This window comes from Clostridium saudiense (assembly GCF_000577815.1).
In the GTDB taxonomy this organism is placed as follows: Bacteria; Bacillota; Clostridia; order Clostridiales; family Clostridiaceae; genus Clostridium; species Clostridium saudiense.
Window position 1 is genome coordinate 29,233 of record NZ_CBYM010000004.1, and the last position, 21,477, is coordinate 50,709.

The following is a 21,477-nucleotide window of genomic DNA, read 5'->3' on the forward strand; positions in this document are numbered from 1 at the left end:
AACAAGAAAAAGAAAAAATAAGCTAAGAGGTGTTTTACATGGGATATAAACTTAACTTAGAAAATATGAATTTAGCTTTAAAAGAGTTAAAGAAAACATATAGAATCTATGCTCCAAAAGTTTTTGAAGGTGCAGGAACTTTTTCTGATACTGATAGAGTAAGATATGGAGAAGTTTCTACAATAGAAGAAATTGAATTTGATAAAAAATCAAGTTATTCATATAAAGAAACAATTTTACCTACAAGACAAACTTTATTCTTCTTTAATGATGATGAATGTAAAGAAGCAGAAGTAGATGAGAGACCAGCGTTAGTATTCTTAAGAAGTTGTGAAATTCATTCTGTAAAGAGAATAGATGATATATACTTAAGAAATGGCTTTGAAGATATCTACTATAAAAAGATGAGAGAAAATGCAAAGTTTATCTTAATTGGTTGTGAAAACAGTTTTGAAAATTGTTTCTGTGTAAGCATGGGATCTAATAAAACTGATGAATACAATGCTTATATCAAGGTTGATGGACAAGATGTGTACTTAGATGTTAAGGATGAGGAAATTGCAGCTATTTTAGATTATGTAGAAAAAGAAGAAAAGGAAGTTACTCCTGATTTCGTTACAGAAAATCCAGTTAAAGTTAATATTCCAGAAAATTTAGGTTTAGAAGTTATGAAATCTACAATGTGGAATGAATATAATGAAAGATGTATAACTTGTGGTAGATGTAACTTTGTCTGTCCAACATGTACATGCTTCACTATGCAAGATATAACTTATAAAGATAATAAAAATGCTGGTGAAAGAAGAAGAGTATGGGCATCATGTCATGTGGATGGATATACAGATATGGCTGGTGGACATAGCTTTAGAAAAGAAAAAGGTCAAAAGATGAGATTTAAAACTCTTCATAAAGTATATGACTACAAGAAAAAGTGGGGATATCATATGTGTGTTGGATGTGGTAGATGTGATGATATATGTCCAGAATACATCAGTTTCTCTACAATCATTAATAAGTTAGAAGATGCTATGAACGAGGTGAAGAATAATGACTAAGAATGAATACATACCATTTAGATCAGAAATTTTAGAAGTAATTGAACATACTCCAATAGAATATACTTTTAGAATGGCTTTTAACGGAGATGTTAAACCAGGTCAATTCTTTGAAGTATCTCTTCCAAAGTATGGTGAAGCACCAATATCTGTAAGTGGAATTGGTGAAGGATATGTTGACTTAACAATAAGAAGAGTTGGTAAAGTTACTAATGAAATATTTAAAAACTATGTAGGAGATAAGTTATTCTTAAGAGGACCTTATGGAAATGGTTTTGATATAGAAAACTATAAAAACAAAGAAGTAATAGTAGTTGCTGGAGGAACAGGTCTTTCACCAGTAAGAGGAATAGTAGAATACTTCTCTAAAAATACAAATGATTGTACAAGCATGACATTAATTACAGGATTTAAGTCACCAGAAGATGTTTTATTTAAAGAAGACATGAAAGAATGGGAAAAGACTATGAATCTTATTTTAACAGTTGATACTGCTAAAGAAGGTTATGAAGGTAAAGTAGGATTAGTTACTAAATATATTCCTGAATTAGAAATAAAAGATATGGATAATGTACAAGTAGTTGTTGTTGGACCTCCAATGATGATGAAGTTTACTGTTTTAGAATTCTTAAAGCTTGGAATAAAGGAAGAAAATATCTGGATTTCTCAAGAAAGAAAAATGTGCTGTGGAATAGGTAAATGTGGACACTGTAAAATAGATGATACTTATATTTGTTTAGATGGACCAGTATTTAACTATACAGTAGGAAAATCTTTAATTGATTAGGAGGAAGTAATTAATGGATATCAATACTAAAAAGCTAAAAAAGAATGCCTTTAGAGTTACAAAACATAGAGGTCTTACAGCATCAAGAATAAGAGTTCCAGGTGGACACTTAAATGCTAAATATTTAGGTTTAATTCAAGAAATTGCTGAAACATATGGTAATGGAACAGTTCATTTAACTACTAGACAAGGATTTGAAGTTCCAGGAATCGATATGAAAAACATGGATAAGGTTAATGAATTACTTCAACCAATCATTGAAGGATTAGAAATTAATCAATTAGTACCAGGTAAAGGGTATACATCTGCTGGTACAAGAAATGTAAGTGCATGTATAGGAAATAATGTATGTCCATTTGCTAATTACAATACAACTAACTTTGCTAAGAAAATAGAAAAAGCAATATTCCCAAATGACTTACACTTTAAGGTTGCTTTAACAGGATGTCCTAACGATTGTATGAAGGTTAGAATGCATGACTTCGGTATTATTGGGATGACTGAACCACAATTAGATGAAAGTAAATGTATATCTTGTGGTGCATGTGTTAGAGCTTGTACTAAGAAATCAACAGCAGCATTACATGCTGAAAACTATACGCCAGTTAGAGATCATAGCAAATGTATCGGATGTGGTGAATGTGTAATTAACTGTCCAACAGGAGCATGGACTAGAAGTAAAGAAAAATACTATAGACTTGCCATTATGGGTAGAACAGGTAAGAAGAATCCAAGACTTGCTGAAGACTTCTTAATTTGGGCTGATGAAGAAAGTATAATCAAAATAATAGTTAATACTTATAAATATGTTGAACAATATATTGATAAAAATGCACCAGGTGGTAAAGAGCATATTGGATATATTGTAGATAGAACTGGATTTGAAGAGTTTAAGAAATGGGCTTTAGATGGAGTTACATTATCAGATAAAGCTATAATGATAAATAATGTATATTGGAGTGGTATCAAATACCCTAATATATAATGACTAAAAAGAGCACTGATGTGCTCTTTTTTTATGCGATAATTTACTTATATGGAGTAATAACGGAAAATTAAATATTATATTTTGAGGAATAAGTTGAATTTCATCTTTAATTTATATAATTAATTTCGGATAATTTGATAAAGTTTATAAAGTGGTTATCACTTGGGTAAATTACTTTTAAAAAAAGTATGACAATAGTATTTAAGAATTTTATTTTTAATGGAAACTCGCTCTTCATTATCATTCAGAGGAGTAAGTTCAGCTAACTAAATTAAAATTTAGAGCTTTTAAGGGAGACTCGCTCCTCATTATCATTCAGAGGAGTAAGTTCAGCTAACTAAATTAAAATTTAGAGCTTCACTTAATTTTCACAATGTAAAATTCATATCTTTGGGGAAGGTTACATAAGAATGTATAAATAAAGTTTGTAAAGGTGGTAAGGAAGATATGAAAAAAATAGTGGTATTTATATTAATGTTATTTTCTATAAGTGTAGTTGGGTGTAGTAGTAATATATCATCTAAAGATATTAATGAAATGAAAGAAATTGTAGATAAAGTGCTGTCATATGAAAATTCATATGATGATGAAGTAAGTAATTATATTGATGAAGACACATTTAATGAATGCAATTACGAAGTTTTTTACAGTTACCTTATTGGAAAAGTTGAATTTACTAAATATGAAAGTGAAGTTAAGGGAGTAACAAAGGAAGATGGAGAATATAAGCTTTGTATGGTTTTAAATATGGAGGCACAAGGGACAACTTTAGAAAGTGATGGGGTAGAGGAAGGATATGATTCAGTAGAGGGAAATAATGTTCCAGTAGAGGTTGTTCTTAAAAAGGAAAAAGGAAATTATGTAATTAAGAGTGTTAAGGAGTATGAAAGTTTAGAAATAGCTGAAAATGAAAATGTAAATTTCCAAAAAAATCAATAATATACGTGGTAATTTATTGTAAGTATAAAATTACCAAATTGTTATAAAGTCAGAAAATATGCAGAAATTTTATTGGTATTTTTATGGTTATTAAGGAATGTGAAATTTAGATTAGTCATTATTGGTATGTAAAGAAGGAATCTACTGTTAGTTCTGTGATAAAAATATGATATAACTGTATCTGGCGGCTTTAGTGAAAGTAAAAAGTACTTTGAACTAATAAGATATTGGACAATATTAAGTTGTTCGAAAAAATAAAAAGGAGTGGTACAGATGAAGAAAAAACTAATTGCCAGTATAGTTACATTAACAGTGCTAGGGGGTGCGGTTACACCAACTTTTGCAGCTGTAAAAGAATGTTCTCAAGGAAAAACAAATTTAATAACAATTAATAAAGTAAGTTCTTCAGAAACAAATTCAAGTGAAAATAATAAATGTAGTATTTCAGGTGGTTTATTACAAGGAGTAATATTCAAAAAAATATGGTGGTCGAATAGTTCATGTGGAAGTATAATTATTGGAGGAACAGTAGACAAGCCTAATAATGGAGGAAACAATAACAATAATAATAACGATAGTATAGTTCCACCAAGTAACAATACTGAAACACCAGAGGATACAATAGTTCCACCAACTGTTGATGAAACACCAAGTACACCAGATACACCAACAGTGGATGAAACGCCAAGTGTTCCAGATACACCGGTAGTGGATGAAACACCAAGTGTTCCGGATACACCAACAGTAGATGAAACACCAAGTGTTCCAAATACACCAGTAGTTGACGAAACACCGGATAACTCTACAGAAAATAATGTAACTAATGCGGATGAAAACTTTATGGCAGCTGTAGAAACAGCTATATATAATAAAGTAAATGAAGAAAGAGCAAAAGCAGGAGTTCCAACATTAACATATAATACAGTAATGCAAAAATACGCTAGAATTAAATCACAAGATATGGGAGATAATAATTACTTTAGTCATGAAGATTTAAATGGAAATCTTATAACAACTCAAATGAAAAAAGACGGCGTATCATATAAGGCATGGGGAGAAAATATAGCCTATATTGGCGGTAATATAAGCGCAGATGCTTTAGCAGAAAGATTTATGACAAACTGGATGAACTCATCAGGTCATAGAGAAAATATATTATCAACTAACTTCTCAAGTATAGGAGTTGGAGTATATAAAATAGGTAATAAAGTATATGCTACTCAAGAATTTTATAGATAATTAAATAGTTAAATAAATATTGAAATGAGAGATTGTAAATAAAAATTGCAATCTCTCATTTTTTTTATATTTAAACGAATTTTATGCTATACTTTAATAATGATTGAAAGAGTTGTAAAAAAGGCTGTAGATTTTATATAATATGAGGAAGAAATATTTGAGGTGAAAAAATGAAACCATTAGCAGATTTAATTAGGCCTACACAATTAAGTGAAGTTTGTGGTCAACAACATATATTAGGAGAAAATAAAATTTTAGATAGAATAGTAAAGAGTGGTAGAATTTCAAATATGATATTTTATGGGCCACCAGGAGTAGGAAAGACCACAGTAGCGAATATTATTGCAGAAAAGGCAGGAAAAAGATTTTATAAGCTTAATGCTACAAATGCTTCATTAAAAGATATTCAGGAAATAACAAAAGAGTTAGATACTTTTTTAGGCGTTAATGGTGTGGTTCTTTATTTAGACGAGATTCAAAACTTTAATAAAAAGCAGCAACAATCACTTTTAGAATATATTGAAGATGGAAGAATAACTTTAATTGCATCAACTACAGAAAATCCATATTTTTATATTTTTAAGGCTTTACTTTCAAGATCAACTATATTTGAGTTCAAACCAGTAGAAGAGGATGATATAAAGAAAGCGCTTAATAGAGCTATAGATATTAAAAGTAAAGGATATAATGAAATAAAATTAGATGTTAAAGATGAAGCTATAAATTATTTAGCATCTTATTGTAATGGCGATGTAAGAAAGGCTATTAATGGATTAGAAATTGCATTAAATTCAACTAGGCCTAATAGTGATAAAATTGTAGTAATTGATTTAAATGTTGTTAAGGATTCAACTCAAAGTAAGGTAATTGCTTATGATAATGATGGTGATGCACATTATGATATACTAAGTGCCTTTCAAAAATCAATTCGTGGTAGTGATGCTGACGCTGCTATTCATTATTTAGCTAGACTTATTAAGGCTGGTGATTTGATTTCTATTTGTAGAAGATTACAAGTAATTGCAGCGGAGGATATAGGTCTTGCTTATCCACAGGCAAGTTTAATTGTAAAGTCACTAGTTGATTCTGCTAGGGAATTAGGATTTCCAGAAGCAAGAATTCCACTTGCAGAGGCAACTATCCTTTTAGCAACAAGTCCAAAATCTAATTCAGCATATTTAGCAATAGATGCAGCATTAAATGATTTAGAAAATATGTCTATAGGGGATATACCTACTCATTTAAAGGATGCTCATTATAGTGGAGCGTGTAAAATGGGAAGAGGAATTGAATATAAATATCCACATAGCTATCCTAATCATTATGTAACACAACAATATTTACCTAATAACTTGAAAAATAGAACTTATTATGAGTATGGAGATAATAAGTTTGAAAGAGCTACAAAAGATTATTGGGATAAAATTAAAAAGTAAAATAATAATATAATAAAATGGGGAAACAGATGATGAAACAAGAGAAGTATAATGATTATTTACAAATTTTAAAAGAAGAGCTAGTACCAGCAATGGGATGTACTGAACCTATTGCCATAGCATATGCAGCTGCAAAGGCTAGAGAAGTATTAGGGAAAATGCCAGATAAGGTTGTGGCAAAATGTAGCGGTAATATAATAAAAAATGCAATGTGTGTAACTGTTCCTAATACAGGAGATTTAGTAGGAATTAAGGCTAGTTCAATAATTGGAGTTTTAGCTGGTGATTCAAGTAAAGAATTGCAAGTTATTAGTGAAGTAGGAGAAGAGCATATAAATGAAGCTAATAAACTTATGAATGAAGATTATTGCTTTGTTGAAAGATTAGATACAGATATTCAGTTACATATAGTAATGGAAGTATATAGTGAAAATGATAGCGCCATAGTTGAAATAAAATATGCACATAATAATATATCTAAGGTAATAAAAAATGGGGAGATATTATTCGAAGGTAATGAGGATCCAAGTAAATATTTAGGTGTATTTATTGATAGAAGTATTTTAAATGTTAATGATATATATGAATTTGCAAATACTGTTGATATTAAAGATATAAAAGAATTGTTAGATAAACAAATAGAGTATAACATATCAATAGCAGAAGAAGGATTAAAAGGAGAATATGGAGTAGGTATAGGTAAAATGCTTATGAAATGCTATCCAAACTCAATTGTTACTAAGCTAAAAGTTTATGCTGCAGCTGCTTCAGAAGCAAGAATGAGTGGTAGTTCATTACCTGTTATGACTAACTCAGGAAGTGGAAATCAAGGTATGGCAACTTCAATTCCAGTAATAATATATGCAAAAGAAAAGGGATTGTCTGAAGAGTTATTATATAGAGGGTTAGTATTCTCTAATCTAATGACTATACATCAAAAAACAGGTATAGGAAGACTTTCTGCCTTTTGTGGGGCTGTAAGTGCAGGATGTGCTAGTGGAGCTGCAATTACATATTTAGAAGGTGGTACATTAGATCAAATAAATAAGACGGTTACAAATACATTAGCGAATATTTCAGGAATAGTTTGTGATGGAGCAAAGGCATCTTGTGCAGCTAAAATAGCTACCAGTGTTGATGCTAGTATGATGGGGCATTATCTTGCTATGGAAGATCAATGTTATAGTGCTAATACGGGTATATTGAAGGAAAATATTGAAAAAACAATAACTGCAGTAGGTAGATTAGGTAAAGAGGGAATGAAAGAAACTGATAAAGAAATACTAGAAATAATGCTTGAAGTATAATGAATTTTAATAATATAAAAAGTTAAAAATATTTAAATAAAATAAATGATGTAATGAATAAAACTCATTAAAAAAGTTTACATAAAAAATTTGAAGTTAATTCTGAAAGTATGTGTATTTCAGGGTTGACAAAAACAGAGTAAGTTAGTATGATATAAACATAAAGCAGAGCAAAAAAGTCTGAATAAGGGGTGAGAAAATGAAACTATCAACTAAAGGAAGATATGGAGTAAAAGCCATGGTTGAATTAGCAATCCATTATGGAAGTTCTCCCCTATCAATAAAAACTATTTCGCAAAGGCAAGGAATATCTGAGTATTATTTAGAGCAATTATTTTCACCGCTAAGAAGAGCAAAACTTATTAATAGTATAAGGGGGGCTCAAGGTGGATATGTTTTAGGTAGAGAACCTAAAGATATAAAAGTATCTGATATAATGTACGTCCTTGAGGGCCCAATAGAAATTGCTGATTGTATTGAAGGGGTATCATGTGATAATATAGATTGCTGCGCAACTAGACTTTTATGGACAAAAATTAAAAATAGTATAGATGAAGTTATGGAAGGCATAACGTTACAAGATATAGTAGATGACTACAATAAAATTAAAGAAAAGAATGAAGCATTAACATTAAAGAGGAGTGAGCAATAATGAAAACAGTATATATGGACTATGCGGCTACTACTTATGTAAAGCCAGAAGTTTTAGAAGAAATGATGCCGTATTTTACAGAAAAGTTTGGTAATCCATCATCTTTTTATGGAATATCAAGAGAAACTAAGATGGCAATTGATAAAGCTAGAGGTCAAGTTGCTAAAGCTTTAAATTGTGATATGAATGAGGTTTACTTCACAGGGGGTGGATCTGAGTCAGATAACTGGGCAATTAAAGGTATTGCATCAGCACATAGAAAAAAAGGAAATCATATAATAACTACTAAGATAGAACATCATGCAGTTCTTCATACTTGTGAATATCTAGAAAAGAATGGTTTTGAAGTAACTTATTTAGATGTTAATGAAGAAGGATTTATTGATTTAGAAGAATTAAAAAATGCAATAACTGATAAAACTATTTTAGTATCAATTATGTTTGCAAATAATGAAATTGGAACTATTCAACCAATAAAAGAAATTGGTGCAATTTGTAGAGAAAGAAAAGTTCTATTCCATACAGATGCAGTTCAAGCAGTTGGAAATGTTCCAGTTGATGTAAAAGAAATGAATATAGACCTTTTATCTTTAGCAGGACATAAGATTTATGGACCTAAAGGAATAGGTGCTTTATACATAAGAAAAGGTGTAAGAATAGACAATTTAATCCATGGTGGAGGTCAAGAAAGAGCTAGAAGAGCAGGTACAGAAAATATAGCTTCAGTTGTTGGATTAGGTAAAGCTATAGAGTTAGCTACAAATGATATTGAAGCTCACATGGAAAGACTTACAGTGCTTAGAGATAAACTTATAGATGGAATATTAGAAAGAGTTCCATATTCATATTTAAATGGACCAAGAGGTGATAAGAGATTACCTGGTAATGTAAATGTAAGATTTACGTATATAGAAGGTGAATCAATTTTATTATCTTTAGATTTTGAAGGAATATGTGCATCAAGTGGTAGTGCTTGTACATCAGGATCATTAGACCCATCACATGTACTTTTAGCAATAGGATTACCACATGAATTAGCTCATGGATCATTAAGATTAACATTAGGTGATGGATCAACAGAAGAAGATGTTGATTATGTTTTAGAGGTATTACCTGGAATTATTCAAAGAATTAGAAATATGTCACCATTATGGAGTGATTTTGTTAAGAAGGGAGAAAAATAATTATGATATATACAGATAAAGTTATGGACCATTTTAGAAATCCAAGAAATGTAGGAGAAATTGAAGACGCAAATGGTATTGGAGAAGTTGGAAATGCTAAATGCGGAGATATAATGAGAGTTTACTTAAAGGTAGAAGATAACATTATTAAAGATGTTAAATTCCAAACTTTTGGATGTGGATCAGCTATAGCTTCATCTTCAATGGCTACAGAAATGATTAAAGGAAAGACTTTAGAAGAAGCTTGGGAATTATCAAATAAAGCAGTTGCTGAAGCTTTAGATGGACTTCCACCAGTAAAAATGCACTGTTCAGTATTAGCTGAAGAAGCTATACACAAAGCAATTAATGACTACAGAAAAAATGCTGGTTTAAGCACTGAAGGATGGGAATTCGAAGAAACAGATCATGATGAATTACATGATGCAGTACACGGACACGAATAAAAAACTTAAGGTGTGATTTGATGGAAAAGAAGAAAAAAGTAGTTATAGGTATGAGTGGCGGAGTTGATAGCTCCGTTGCTGCTTACCTTTTAAAAGAACAAGGCTATGATGTAATTGGTGTTACAATGCAAATATGGCAAGAAGATAAAGATTATACAGAAAGAGAAGGTGGGTGTTGTTCACTTTCAGCTGTAGATGATGCAAGAAGAGTTGCAAATAAAATTGGTATTCCTTTTTATGTAATGAACTTTAGAGATAGCTTTAAAGAAAAAGTTATTGATTATTTTGTTCAAGAATACATAGATGGAAAAACACCAAATCCATGTATAGCATGTAATAAACATTTAAAATTTGATGAGCTATTAAGAAAAGCTCAAGGTATAGGTGCGGATTATGTTGCAACAGGTCACTATGCTAAAATCGAGCAAGATGAAAATGGAAGATATCTTTTAATTCGTTCAGATGATGATAGAAAAGACCAAACATATGCATTATATAACTTTACTCAAGAACAATTAGCACATACTCTTATGCCTTGTGGTGAATATACTAAGGATAGAATAAGAGAAATTGCTAAAGAAATTGGATTATCAGTATATAATAAGAAAGATAGTGAAGAAATTTGCTTTATACCAGATAATAATCATGGTAGATACATAAGTGAAGCTAGACCGCTAGAAGTTGTACCAGGAAACTTTGTTGATAAAAACGGAAATATATTAGGGCAACATAAAGGGATAGTTTACTATACTATAGGTCAAAGAAAAGGACTTGGAATAGCTCTTGGAAGACCTGTATTTGTAACAGATATTAATCCTAGAACTAATGAAGTAGTATTAGGTCCAGAAGAGGATATATTTAAGACTGACTTAGTTGCTAAGGATGTTAACTTTATTCCATTTGATAAGCTTGAAGAACCAATAACAGTTGAAGCAAAGGTTAGATATTCAGGAAAACCAGCTGAAGCAGTTATTTCACCTTTAAGAGATGGTAAAGTTAAAGTAAGTTTTAAAGAAAAACAAAGAGCAATAACAAAAGGCCAATCAGTTGTTTTCTATCAAGGAAACAAAGTTGTTGGTGGAGGAATTATTGCCGGAATAATATAAAATAAAAGGTCGTAGCATTTGAACTCATAATTATATGATAATGGTTCATTTGCTATGACTTTTATTTAATTAAAAGCTAAGAGTAAAGTTAGTTAAGAGTTAATAGTTAAAAGTTAAGGAATGAATTCAGCTTATGCTAAATTTCTAAAAATATATAATATAGAAACTCCAAAAGGAGTTTCTATATTAATTATTAACTATTAACTAATAACTATTAACTAAACTAAAGTAGCTCTATGCCAGCTTCTTCACATTTTTCGTGAGTATAGTTATCCCAAATAGAAGCTTGAACTTCTCCTATATGTGCTTTTCTTAAGAAGAACATACAAATTCTTGATTGTCCAATTCCTCCGCCCATAGTAAGTGGTAGTTTATCTTCAAATAATGCTTTGTGGAATGGAAGTTCACGTCTATCTTCACAGTTAGCTTTCTTTAATTGATAATCTAAGGCTTCTTTATCAACTCTTATGCCCATAGAAGATAATTCAATTGCTGAATCAAATAATGGATCATAGAATAAAATATCTCCATTTAAGCTCCAGTCATCATAGTCAGGACTTCTTCCATCATGCTTTTCACCAGATTTTAATGTATCACCAATTCCTTGAATAAATACTGCCTTATGTTTTTTGCAAATTGCATTTTCTCTTTCTTTAGCTGTAAGTTCAGGATACATATCTTCTAATTCTTGTGCCGTTACAAAAGTGATATCTTGTGGTAGAATTTTTTCGATTGAAGGATATTGTGTAGATACAAAATCTTCAGTAGCTTTAAAAACAGAAAATATCTTTCTTACTGTGCTTTTTAAAGTATCAGTAGTTCTTTCTTCTTTTGTAATTACCTTTTCCCAATCCCATTGATCTACATAAATAGAGTGTAGATTATCTAATTCTTCATCTCGTCTAATTGCATTCATATCAGTATATAAACCAGATCCAGGTTGAAATTTATATCTGTGAAGCGCAAATCTTTTCCATTTGGCAAGTGAATGAACTATTTCTAAGTTACTATCTTTAATAGCAAGCATATCAAAGCTTACAGGTCTTTCTATTCCATTTAAGTTATCATTTAAACCTGAACCATTTTCAAGGAATAGTGGAGCAGAAACTCTTGTTAGGTTTAAAGTTGCGGCAAGGTTGCTTTCAAAAAAATCCTTGACTTTCTTTATTGCTATTTCAGTTTCAATTAATGATAACTTTGATTTGTAGTTTTGTGGTATAAATACCTTTGATTTTAATTCTTTTGTCATGTTAATAACCTCCTAAAAATAATATAAAAAAACCTTCCATCCTAAATAAATAGGACGAAAGGTTACTTCCGCGGTACCACCTAATTTGCATCAAGCCTCTTAATCAGTGCTAAATTAATAATAATTTAAGACTGTCCTTTTTTAACGGTAAGGCCCCGTCTAAGTCTACTTAAGTGAGATAAGTGAGATTCCAAATTTTAATTTGGCAAATCGAACTTACATCTTTGACGTAAGGAAAAGATGTTTCCTTTTAAGGTTCAATTTTAATTTGGCAAATCGAACTTACATCTTTGACGTAAGGAAAAGATGTTTCCTTTTAAGGTTCAATTTTAATTTGGCAAATCGAACTTACATCTTTGACGTAAGGAAAAGATGTTTCCTTTTCAATCTCAATTGTTCGGTTAGAAGCTCAGGAATGTTTTTCATTAAAACTAATCTTATAAGGCTTACACCATCCCTTACTCGCTTAAAGATATCATTAAAATTACTCTTTCCTTCAATGCTGATTATGTGTTTTAAATTTAAATTAATATTATAATATACTAAAGTTAATAAAATGTAAAGAGTAAAAATGAATAAAATGTAAAATATGTGTAAGCTATTAATTACTATTATTGAAAAGAGGGACATATTATTTTACTTTTTACATAATATAATATAGAATAAATAGTTGAAATAATAAATTATTTTAAATATAAATTTTTATGGGGAGATGAAAAATGAAGAAAAAAATTAATTGGCAAAAGTTATTAAGCTACTTTGTGTTAATTACTTTAATTTTGACTACTATATTCTTAATTTTTGAGATAAATGATGCACCAACAGTTGCAGATTCAACTGAATCTTTTGTGCGTTTAAAAAGTGATTATGCATTGATGTTATCTCAATGTATTTTAGGTATAGTAGCAATGTTATTACCAGGGATGTTAGAAAATAAATTTAAAATAGCAATCCCATCTTATATGTTGATTTTATATACAATATTCTTATATGCAGCAATATATTTAGGTGAAGTTAGAAGTTTTTATTATAATGTTCCAAATTGGGATAATATATTACATACTTTTAGTGGAGCAATGATTGGAGCTTTAGGATTTTCAATTGTTACTTTATTGAATAAGACAGAAAAGGTACCAATAGTTTTAAGTCCTCTTTTTGTTGCGTTATTTTCATTTTGTTTTGCAGTAACATTAGGTGTTATTTGGGAGTTTTATGAATTTACCTTTGATGGAATTTTAGGGCTTAATATGCAAAAATTCGCCTTGGAAAATGGTACTCAATTAATAGGAAGAGCTGCATTAACGGATACAATGGTAGATTTATTTGTAGATGCAGTTGGAGCATTTATAATGAGTGTTATTGGTTATATTTCATTAAGGTATAACAAAGGCTGGATTGAAAAACTTCAAGTAAGAAGTACAAGAAAATAATAAATATAAAAAGTAAAATGAATTATAATATTAAAATTCATTTTACTTTTTTTATTATTAAAAAATAAAATTTTTAGTAACTAAATGTAAATATTTTTAATTATAAAGAGGAGAATATAATATTTTGTTGGAAAAATTTTCAGCATAAGTATATAATTAATATAAATAATTTAAATAAAATTTGGAGGTTATAAAGTGGGATTAAATTGGAGTTTAAAAGAGCTATATGAATCATTTGAGAGTGTTGAATTTAAAAATGATATGAATAGCCTAACTGAAGAAATAAATGAAATAAACAATTGGATTGAAGAAGCAGTTAAGCATTATGAAAATGTATTAGAAAAGTTAGAAGAATATTTAAATAAATATATAAAATTAGAGGAACTGATTAGTAAGTTAGGGCAATTTATTGAACTAAGTATTAGTGTAAATACAAAAGATACAGAAGCACTTAAAAATTCAGATATCTTTGAAAAGAAGTTAACTTATTTAGTTAAAGGTTCTACTAAAATTGAAAGGTATATAAGTGAAATAGAGGATATTGACTCTATAATTGAGAAATCATCATTATTAAAAGAACATGCATTTTTATTAAAGAGTATAGTTGAAGATAGTAAATATTTATTAAGTGAAAAAGAAGAAAATATAATTGCAAATATGAGAAATACAGGATCAAATGCATGGAGTAAATTAAAAGATAATTTAATTTCATCATTAACTGTTGAAATGACAGAAGGTGGTAAAGTAAAAGAATACCCATTAACAGTTGTTTTAAATATGGCTTATGATAAAAATGAAAAAGTTAGAAAAAAAGCTTATGAAGCAGAAATAAAGTCATATAAGAAAGTTGAAGAGGGAGTGGCTGCTGCTCTTAATGGAATAAAGGGTGAAGTATTAACTGTTTGTGAATTAAGAGGATATGAATCTCCATTAGAAGAAACACTTTTAAATTCAAGAATGGATGAAGAGTCATTAAATGCAATGATTGAAGCAATGAAAGAAAGTTTACCTGTATTTAGAAAGTACTTAAGAAGAAAAGCAGAAATATTAGGGCATAAAAATGGATTACCATTTTACGATTTATATGCTCCAATTAATAATGCCAATATGAATTTTACTTATGATGAAGCTAGTAAATTTATAGTCAAGAATTTTAGAACTTTTAGTGATGATTTAGCAGATTTCGCACAAAAGGCTATTGATAATAATTGGATAGATGTAGAGCCAAGAGAAGGAAAAGTAGGAGGAGCTTTTTGTCAAGGAATTCATACTTTAGGTGAAAGCAGAATCTTATTAAACTTTGGGGGAAGTTTTGGTGATGTTGTTACTATGGCTCATGAACTTGGACACGGATTCCATGGTGAGTGTCTAAAAAATGAATCTATATTAAATTCAGATTATCCTATGCCAATAGCAGAAACAGCATCAACATTTTGTGAAACTATAATAAAAAAAGCTGCAATTAAAGATGTTAAACATAAAGAAGCTTTAGCTATATTAGAAACAGAAATTTGTGATTGTACACAAGTTATTGTAGATATTTATTCAAGATTTTTATTTGAAAAGTCAGTATTTGAAGCTAGAAAAGAAAGTGCATTAACAGTTGAACAAATAAAGGGACTTATGATAGAAGCGCAGAAAGAAGCTTATGGAGATGGATTAGACGAAAAGTTTTTACATCCATATATGTGGGCTTGGAAACCTCATTATTATGATGCAAATTATAATTACTATAACTTCCCATATGCATTTGGACTTTTATTTGCAAAGGGATTATATGCTGAATACCTTAAAAAAGGTGAAGATTTTGTAAGTGAATATGAAAAACTTTTATCAATTACAGGTAAAAATAAAATAGCAGATATAACTAAAGAAGTAGGAATTGATATTCATGATAAAGAGTTCTGGAAGAATTCTTTAAAGACTATTGAAGAGGATATAGAAGAGTTTATTAAAATGAGTAAAAAACATTAAGTTAAAGAGGTGAATTACAATGGATATAAATTTAAGCAAAGATGAAATTATTGTTGTTTTAGATGCACTAGTAGAGGGGATAGCATTTGATAAGAATGCTGATGATATTAAAGAAGTATATAATAAAATAGTAAAGCAAGCACATATGGAAGAGTATGAAATGTTAGGCTAATTTATAAGAATAAGAGTAATAAACTATAATATTAGTTTATTACTCTTATTTGTTTATAAAGGACAATAGTTTAGAAAAAATAATTTAATTTATAATGAAACAAATTTAAAAAATATATAAGTTACAAATGTTATATAAATATAATAAGTAATAATGAACAATGATATAAATAAAATTATAAATTTACTATGATTAAGAAAGCTTAGGAGTTTATCTAATAATATATCAAAGCTCCAAGATTTATTTTGAAGTACAGTTTCCTTAATTTTTAGAGGAGAATAAGTACTATCTTTATTTATTTTATTTTTAATAAAATAAGGTAAATCCTCTGCGGTTACTATTGGTGTATCAAGTACTTCATTTTGTTTAATAACAAGGCTTTTTTGAGGAAGAGCAATTATATTGGTTATAGGAATATCAGAAGACAAAATGTCTTGTAGTATGTTATAACAATTGGTACATTCATCGTATATTTTATTAAGTACATTATTATCAAGTATAGTATCATCATTTAAATCTTCATTATCAAATGCAATTTCATTAGAATATTTGTTTTTTGTGAAATCTGTATAAGGATAAGTTAATGTTTTAATTGCAAAAACTCCACTATTTGTTATTACAAGATCATCAATTAAGCAACTATCTTCATCATTATTTTCTAAGTGAATATTATTTAAAATAATACTATCATTTTTTAAAGCTCTTAAATTGTGCGAAACTTTATATGAATTAAATATAGTATCAAATAAATAACTTAAATCTATATATATTTTTTCGTATATCTTGAATTTAATAGCGCATATATTTACTAAATATAAAAAGTATATAGTTGCTAATGTATTAAATTTTATATGAAGAAAAAAGCCAATAGTAAAAAGTAAAAATGGAAACCTTAAAAAAGGTTTAGTTAATATAAAAGTTAGTGTTTTTACAATGGCTTTTATTATAAATTTCAAAAGAGTAAATATAATTCTAAAAGTAAATAAAATAATATCTCCTAAAACAAGCAACATTTACGTAGCCTCCTTTAGTATTAGAATATCTACTTTTATGGAAAATTATTCATCTTTAATTATAAATTGTTTAGTTTTACCCATAAAATATGCTAAACGTATCATTTCAATTTCTTCTTTTGACATTTTTCTATTATATTTCTTTTCAAATTCATTGATTAGTGCATTTGAATCAAGTTTTTCTTTTTTTACTTTAGGTCGCTTAGTATTAGCTTTATTAATTGGCTTAGATAATAATTGCTTATTATATATTTTTTTAAATACTTCTGCAGTATAATGTGCATCAAAAAATGCATCATGGAAATCACCATCAATAGGTATTTCTAATGCTTCAACAGCTTTTTTTAAGCCAATTTTTTGACCTTTAGGAACATTAAGCAGTTTAGTTGCATAGTGCTGAATATCAATATATTTTTCAGGAATAAAGGTAGTGGGAATATTATAAAATCCCATATTCTTTATTAATTCTGTAATATCAGAATCACCCCATACAACTAAAGTACTCTTATCTTTTCCAATAAAATCAATGAATTGTTTAAAAACATCAATAAAGTTATAAGAAGCATTTAAATCATTAATATTTATTTTTGTTAATTCTTCAACATAAGGATGAAGCCTTTTATGAATATTAGGTTTAATTAAGGAATTAAATGTTCCTATGGTTTCAAAATTTTTATTTAATTTTATTGCTCCAATTTGAATTATTTCAAATAGTAAAGATGGTTTAGGAGCATCTATTACTACATCTTCAGGATGTTGTTGATTAAATTCTAAATCAAAAATTATATAGTTCATTTTACACCTACGATAAAATTTTTATTTTTTAGTCATTTACATAACTTCTATTACATATATTAAAACATAAATAATTAAAAATGTCTTAAAAAGAGGTGTAATAAATGAGTATTTATGTTTTAAAGGAATATGTTGAAGAATGTATTAAGAATGGAATAGAGCCAACATTTGAAGGGTTAAATATTTATTATAAATCAAAAGAAATAAATTACAATAAATAATATTTAAAGAAAATTTACTATTAACTTTATAAGAAAAGCATATAATAAATAAAGATACATTAAGATTAAGTGTGGTGAACATAATTTGAAAACAAAAAAATTAACAGAAGCAGCAATGTTATCAGCTTTATTTGTGGTTTCAAGCATGGTAGCAATTTACACAGGAATAGCATATACATTATATTTGGATATGATAGTGCCACTTTTTATTTGTCTTATATTTATGAGGCTTGATTTTAAGTATACATTATTATCTTCTATTACATCATTGCTTATTGTAACTCTTGCAGTAGGTGACGTAGCATCAGCAATTTGGATGAGCCAAGGAATTATAATGGGATTGATTTGTGGGTATTTTATTAGAAGAAAAGGAACAATATTTGATGATTTATTTTATTCAGCAATTTTAGGAACTTTTGTTATGGTTTTGATTGATATTTATTTTTCTAAATTAACAGGTTATAGTTTTATGAAAGAATTTGATAGCTATACAGAATTGTTTCCTTTAAATGGTGAATATATGGAAGTTGCTTTTAATATTTTTGTTGCAACAATGCCTATAGGTACAATATTAATATCTTATATTGGAGCTTTATTTATAGGTAAAAAGCTTAGAATATTAAATGAAAATTGTAATGAAAAATATATGATAATTAAAAACTTTAAAAGATATGGTTCTTATATATGTTGTAGCACGAGTACATATTATTTTGGAATTATATATTTAATTTTAATTGAAATATTAAAATTAACAGGTTTTGAATTTAAATTCGTTTATTTTAAAACGGTAGTAATGGCAATTAGAGTAGTAGTAATATATTTTGTTTTAAAAGATTCTTTTACATTTGTAATTAGGGGATTATCTACAAAGGTGAAATCTAATGGTGCATCGCAATTAATTTGGTTGGGGGTGCTTTATATGCTGCTAGTTGACTTTAAAGCTACGTTTATTATTTTGGTAGTAGGAAGTTTAGTAATTAACTATTCAATGAAGCTAAGGGAATCACAAATAAATATGTTAAATAAAGTTGTTTTAAAAAGACAGTAAAAATTACTTTTAAATAATATATCTTTTATTTTAAAGTTATTTATTGATAAAATTAATATTAAGTAATGTAATTTGATTAGCCTTATGGTAATATATAGTATGCTATAGAGTTTATAAAAATGTAATTTTTATAAAAGATAAGATAAAAATAACAAGCTAAGGTTTATTATATAATTAACAAAGATGAAAGATATATTGAGGTGAGGGATAATGGCTACGTTGAAAGAAATAGCAGAGAAGGTAGGAGTATCATTAGCTACTGTATCAAGGGTTTTAAACAATGATAGTGGAATTTTAGTTGCTGATGAAACTAAGGCACAAATACTACAAGTAGCAGAGGAATTAAATTATAGAACAGCAAAGCAAAGAAAAGGTAAAAATTTTAGTAAAAATATGTTTATAGTTGGAATTGTTGAAATGTATGATGTAGTTAAACAATTACAAGATCCATATTATTTACTTTTAAGAAATATAGTAGAAAAGAAAGCCTTTGAGAATAATATTAAGCTAGTTAGATTTTTTAAGCAAGATAATGAATTTGAGTTAGCAGAAGAAGTTGAACTACAGGGAATAATTGCAGTTGGTAAGTTTACTTCGGATGAAGTAAATGAATTATCGAAAAGAACACAAAATATAGTTTTTATAGATTCAGCGCCAAATGATGAATTGTATGATAGTGTTAAAGTTAATTATAAATTAGGCGTTAAACAAGCATTAGATTATTTTTTAGAGCTTGGACATAAGAACATAGGATTTATTGGGGAAAAGTACACTTTAGGAGATAATAAAATACCTATGTTCGATGATAGACTAAAGTTCTTTTATGAATATATGAATAATAAACAAATGCTAAAGGAAGAATTTATAATCAATAGTAGTATGACGGCTGAAGGTGGGTATGAAGCAATAAATAAATTTATAAGATCTGAAAGTAAAATGCCAACAGCATTCTTTACAGCTAATGATACAATTGCAAGCGGTGTTATTAAGGGACTTCAAGAAAATGGAGTTAAGGTTCCAAATGATATTAGCATAATAGGATTTAATGATACTATAATATCTCAATATACTAATCCACCATTAACGGCTATAAGAGTTCATATAGAGTATTTAGGAGAAGTTGCAGTTGAACTTATGATGGAGAAATTAAAGGGAAGACAGTACGCTAAAAAAGTAATAATACCAAGTGAGTTTATATTAAGAAATAGTGTTAAGGATGTAAAATAGTTAATTTTAATTAATAAATTAGAGATTAAAATAGTAACAATAATATTTATTATTGTTACTATTTTTTTTTATTATAAATTAATAACTTGATATTTTTAGTAAAATACTATATATTTTTACTGTAAACGTTATTAAGGGGGTTGCTAGGTGGAGGTTAAAAATGGAAACAATTAAAAGTGGGATTTATTCAAATTACGGATATAATGAAGAAGATGTTGAACAGGTAAAGATAAGTATTAATAAAATTAAAAAGGATGGATATTTTAAAGGATGTAATAACTTAAATATTTATTACCAAGTATTTTCTGTAATAAATGAAAAAGGTAGAATTGTAATTTCGCATGGGTTTTCTGAATGTATAGAAAAATATAATGAGTTAATTTACTATTTTACAGAAATGGGCTATTCAGTATATGCAATTGAACATAGGGGACATGGAAGATCAGGTTCATTTGGAAAAAAACATAAAAGTCAAATAAGTATAGATAAGTTTGAATATTATGTAGAAGATTTAAGGATTTTCTTAGATACTATTGTTGTAGGAAAAGACGTTGATTTATATTTATATGCACATTCTATGGGAGGAGCTATCGGTACAATGTTTTTAGAGAAGTACTGTGGATATTTTAAAAAGGCTATATTAAGTGCTCCGATGATGGATATAAATACAGGGGAATACCATAAGGCTATATCTTATTTAATAAGTCAGATATATATTAATATTGGAAAGGGAGAGGAATTTTTATTTGGACAAGGTCCATTTGAAGGGAAATATGATTTAGAGTCATCAGGAACTTCTAATATGTATAGATATAAAAATCATTTAGATTATTTAAACAAAAACGAGGAATTGCAAAGATGTGGTGGAAGTTTTAAATGGCTTAATGAGTCTTTAAAGGCAACTAAGGAAATATTAAAGAAAAGGAATATTGAGAAAATAAATATACCAATATTGTTTTTTCAGGCAGGGAGAGATACCTTTGTAAAAGAAAAAGGGCAGAATAAATTTTGTGAAATAGCAAATATGTGTAAAAAGATAAGATTTGAGAATGGGAAGCATGAACTTTATATGGAAGATGATGAAATTATGATTGAGTATTTAAAAAATATAAGTGAATTTTTAAAATAAAATTTTACTAAAAAACTTGAAAATTTTACTGTAAATATATTATAATACTTATTAAGAAAACGTTATCTAAAATAATATGT

General features: G+C 28.2%; 20 protein-coding genes. 17 read left to right on the forward strand and 3 right to left on the reverse strand.

Features of this window, described 5'->3' with window-relative positions; translation table 11 throughout:
• Positions 1 to 38 precede the first annotated feature (38 nt).
• The 11 genes from asrA to mnmA all read left to right on the forward strand — a co-directional run bounded on the left by asrA (position 39) and on the right by mnmA (position 11,139).
• Positions 39 to 1,055, forward strand: a complete 1,017-nt coding sequence (gene asrA, locus TY07_RS03275; RefSeq protein WP_042395299.1) for an anaerobic sulfite reductase subunit AsrA — start codon at positions 39 to 41, stop codon at positions 1,053 to 1,055.
• Complete coding sequence (gene asrB / locus TY07_RS03280; protein WP_042395302.1) at positions 1,048 to 1,842, forward strand: anaerobic sulfite reductase subunit AsrB; 795 nt, start codon at positions 1,048 to 1,050, stop codon at positions 1,840 to 1,842. Before asrA ends, asrB begins: the two co-directional genes overlap by 8 nt.
• A 13-nt stretch (positions 1,843 to 1,855) precedes the next feature.
• Positions 1,856 to 2,827 (forward strand): sulfite reductase subunit C, encoded by a 972-nt coding sequence (gene asrC, locus TY07_RS03285; RefSeq protein ID WP_042395305.1) that lies wholly within the window; start codon positions 1,856 to 1,858, stop codon positions 2,825 to 2,827.
• A 450-nt stretch (positions 2,828 to 3,277) separates the two neighbouring features.
• The gene (locus TY07_RS03290; protein ID WP_042395307.1) at positions 3,278 to 3,769 is read left to right on the forward strand and encodes a hypothetical protein; all 492 of its coding nucleotides are present in this window, start codon (positions 3,278 to 3,280) and stop codon (positions 3,767 to 3,769) included.
• Positions 3,770 to 4,042: 273 nt separating this feature from the next.
• Complete coding sequence (locus tag TY07_RS18285) at positions 4,043 to 5,008, forward strand: CAP domain-containing protein (RefSeq protein ID WP_052330598.1); 966 nt, start codon at positions 4,043 to 4,045, stop codon at positions 5,006 to 5,008.
• Between the two features lie 170 nt (positions 5,009 to 5,178).
• Positions 5,179 to 6,444, forward strand: a complete 1,266-nt coding sequence (locus TY07_RS03300; protein ID WP_042395310.1) for a replication-associated recombination protein A — start codon at positions 5,179 to 5,181, stop codon at positions 6,442 to 6,444.
• Between the two features lie 29 nt (positions 6,445 to 6,473).
• The gene (locus TY07_RS03305; RefSeq protein ID WP_042395312.1) at positions 6,474 to 7,751 is read left to right on the forward strand and encodes an L-cysteine desulfidase family protein; all 1,278 of its coding nucleotides are present in this window, start codon (positions 6,474 to 6,476) and stop codon (positions 7,749 to 7,751) included.
• A 199-nt stretch (positions 7,752 to 7,950) separates the two neighbouring features.
• Positions 7,951 to 8,403 (forward strand): RrF2 family transcriptional regulator, encoded by a 453-nt coding sequence (locus TY07_RS03310; protein WP_042395317.1) that lies wholly within the window; start codon positions 7,951 to 7,953, stop codon positions 8,401 to 8,403.
• Positions 8,403 to 9,587, forward strand: coding sequence for a cysteine desulfurase NifS (gene nifS / locus TY07_RS03315; protein WP_042395320.1), 1,185 nt, complete (start codon positions 8,403 to 8,405; stop codon positions 9,585 to 9,587). The genes TY07_RS03310 and nifS overlap by 1 nt, the downstream gene beginning before the upstream one ends.
• A 2-nt stretch (positions 9,588 to 9,589) precedes the next feature.
• Entirely contained in the window at positions 9,590 to 10,033 is a 444-nt protein-coding gene (gene nifU / locus TY07_RS03320) for a Fe-S cluster assembly scaffold protein NifU (protein WP_042395324.1), read from the forward strand.
• 20 nt (positions 10,034 to 10,053) lie between these two features.
• Complete coding sequence (gene mnmA, locus TY07_RS03325) at positions 10,054 to 11,139, forward strand: tRNA 2-thiouridine(34) synthase MnmA (protein ID WP_042395326.1); 1,086 nt, start codon at positions 10,054 to 10,056, stop codon at positions 11,137 to 11,139.
• A gap of 223 nt (positions 11,140 to 11,362) precedes the next feature.
• On the opposite strand, the gene asnA is transcribed toward mnmA, so the two are convergent.
• The gene (gene asnA / locus TY07_RS03330; protein ID WP_042395329.1) at positions 11,363 to 12,388 is read right to left on the reverse strand and encodes an aspartate--ammonia ligase; all 1,026 of its coding nucleotides are present in this window, start codon (positions 12,386 to 12,388) and stop codon (positions 11,363 to 11,365) included.
• 719 nt (positions 12,389 to 13,107) lie between these two features.
• On the opposite strand from asnA, the gene TY07_RS03335 reads away from it, so the two are divergent.
• The 3 genes from TY07_RS03335 (at position 13,108) to TY07_RS17965 (ending at position 15,964) form a co-directional block, all read left to right on the forward strand.
• Positions 13,108 to 13,818 (forward strand): DUF2238 domain-containing protein, encoded by a 711-nt coding sequence (locus TY07_RS03335; protein ID WP_042395332.1) that lies wholly within the window; start codon positions 13,108 to 13,110, stop codon positions 13,816 to 13,818.
• Between the two features lie 195 nt (positions 13,819 to 14,013).
• Positions 14,014 to 15,792 carry a M3 family oligoendopeptidase gene (locus TY07_RS03340; RefSeq protein ID WP_042395334.1) on the forward strand — a complete coding sequence of 593 codons (1,779 nt, stop codon included), beginning with the start codon at positions 14,014 to 14,016 and terminating at the stop codon, positions 15,790 to 15,792.
• 19 nt (positions 15,793 to 15,811) lie between these two features.
• Positions 15,812 to 15,964, forward strand: a complete 153-nt coding sequence (locus TY07_RS17965) for a hypothetical protein (RefSeq protein ID WP_156327405.1) — start codon at positions 15,812 to 15,814, stop codon at positions 15,962 to 15,964.
• Between the two features lie 89 nt (positions 15,965 to 16,053).
• On the opposite strand, the gene TY07_RS03345 is transcribed toward TY07_RS17965, so the two are convergent.
• Together TY07_RS03345 and TY07_RS03350 are read right to left on the reverse strand one after the other, a co-directional pair.
• On the reverse strand, positions 16,054 to 16,977 hold the full coding sequence (locus TY07_RS03345; RefSeq protein WP_042395337.1) for an NERD domain-containing protein: 924 nt from the start codon (positions 16,975 to 16,977) through the stop codon (positions 16,054 to 16,056).
• A 45-nt stretch (positions 16,978 to 17,022) separates the two neighbouring features.
• Complete coding sequence (locus tag TY07_RS03350) at positions 17,023 to 17,772, reverse strand: 3'-5' exonuclease (protein ID WP_042395339.1); 750 nt, start codon at positions 17,770 to 17,772, stop codon at positions 17,023 to 17,025.
• Positions 17,773 to 18,078: 306 nt separating this feature from the next.
• Between TY07_RS03350 and TY07_RS03355 the strand changes: the two genes are divergently transcribed.
• The 3 genes from TY07_RS03355 (at position 18,079) to TY07_RS03365 (ending at position 21,397) form a co-directional block, all read left to right on the forward strand.
• Entirely contained in the window at positions 18,079 to 19,041 is a 963-nt protein-coding gene (locus TY07_RS03355; protein WP_042395343.1) for a DUF2232 domain-containing protein, read from the forward strand.
• Positions 19,042 to 19,251: 210 nt separating this feature from the next.
• Positions 19,252 to 20,268, forward strand: a complete 1,017-nt coding sequence (locus TY07_RS03360; protein WP_042395346.1) for a LacI family DNA-binding transcriptional regulator — start codon at positions 19,252 to 19,254, stop codon at positions 20,266 to 20,268.
• Between the two features lie 160 nt (positions 20,269 to 20,428).
• A complete protein-coding gene (locus TY07_RS03365) occupies positions 20,429 to 21,397 on the forward strand; it encodes an alpha/beta fold hydrolase (RefSeq protein ID WP_042395348.1) in 969 nt (322 codons plus the stop codon).
• The last annotated feature ends 80 nt before the right edge of the window (positions 21,398 to 21,477 follow it).

Bases quoted from the DNA above. Each gene is read 5' to 3' on its own strand.
- TY07_RS03300 (WP_042395310.1), top strand. From the start codon at position 5,179: ATGAAACCATTAGCAGATTTAATTAGGCCTACACAATTAAGTGAAGTT.
- TY07_RS17965 (WP_156327405.1), top strand. From the start codon at position 15,812: ATGGATATAAATTTAAGCAAAGATGAAATTATTGTTGTTTTAGATGCA.
- asrC (WP_042395305.1), top strand. From the start codon at position 1,856: ATGGATATCAATACTAAAAAGCTAAAAAAGAATGCCTTTAGAGTTACA.
- TY07_RS03360 (WP_042395346.1), top strand. From the start codon at position 19,252: ATGGCTACGTTGAAAGAAATAGCAGAGAAGGTAGGAGTATCATTAGCT.
- asrA (WP_042395299.1), top strand. From the start codon at position 39: ATGGGATATAAACTTAACTTAGAAAATATGAATTTAGCTTTAAAAGAG.
- TY07_RS03345 (WP_042395337.1), bottom strand. From the start codon at position 16,977: ATGTTGCTTGTTTTAGGAGATATTATTTTATTTACTTTTAGAATTATA.
- asnA (WP_042395329.1), bottom strand. From the start codon at position 12,388: ATGACAAAAGAATTAAAATCAAAGGTATTTATACCACAAAACTACAAA.
- TY07_RS03335 (WP_042395332.1), top strand. From the start codon at position 13,108: ATGAAGAAAAAAATTAATTGGCAAAAGTTATTAAGCTACTTTGTGTTA.
- asrB (WP_042395302.1), top strand. From the start codon at position 1,048: ATGACTAAGAATGAATACATACCATTTAGATCAGAAATTTTAGAAGTA.
- nifS (WP_042395320.1), top strand. From the start codon at position 8,403: ATGAAAACAGTATATATGGACTATGCGGCTACTACTTATGTAAAGCCA.
- TY07_RS18285 (WP_052330598.1), top strand. From the start codon at position 4,043: ATGAAGAAAAAACTAATTGCCAGTATAGTTACATTAACAGTGCTAGGG.
- TY07_RS03350 (WP_042395339.1), bottom strand. From the start codon at position 17,772: ATGAACTATATAATTTTTGATTTAGAATTTAATCAACAACATCCTGAA.
- TY07_RS03310 (WP_042395317.1), top strand. From the start codon at position 7,951: ATGAAACTATCAACTAAAGGAAGATATGGAGTAAAAGCCATGGTTGAA.
- nifU (WP_042395324.1), top strand. From the start codon at position 9,590: ATGATATATACAGATAAAGTTATGGACCATTTTAGAAATCCAAGAAAT.
- TY07_RS03305 (WP_042395312.1), top strand. From the start codon at position 6,474: ATGATGAAACAAGAGAAGTATAATGATTATTTACAAATTTTAAAAGAA.
- TY07_RS03365 (WP_042395348.1), top strand. From the start codon at position 20,429: ATGGAAACAATTAAAAGTGGGATTTATTCAAATTACGGATATAATGAA.
- mnmA (WP_042395326.1), top strand. From the start codon at position 10,054: ATGGAAAAGAAGAAAAAAGTAGTTATAGGTATGAGTGGCGGAGTTGAT.
- TY07_RS03290 (WP_042395307.1), top strand. From the start codon at position 3,278: ATGAAAAAAATAGTGGTATTTATATTAATGTTATTTTCTATAAGTGTA.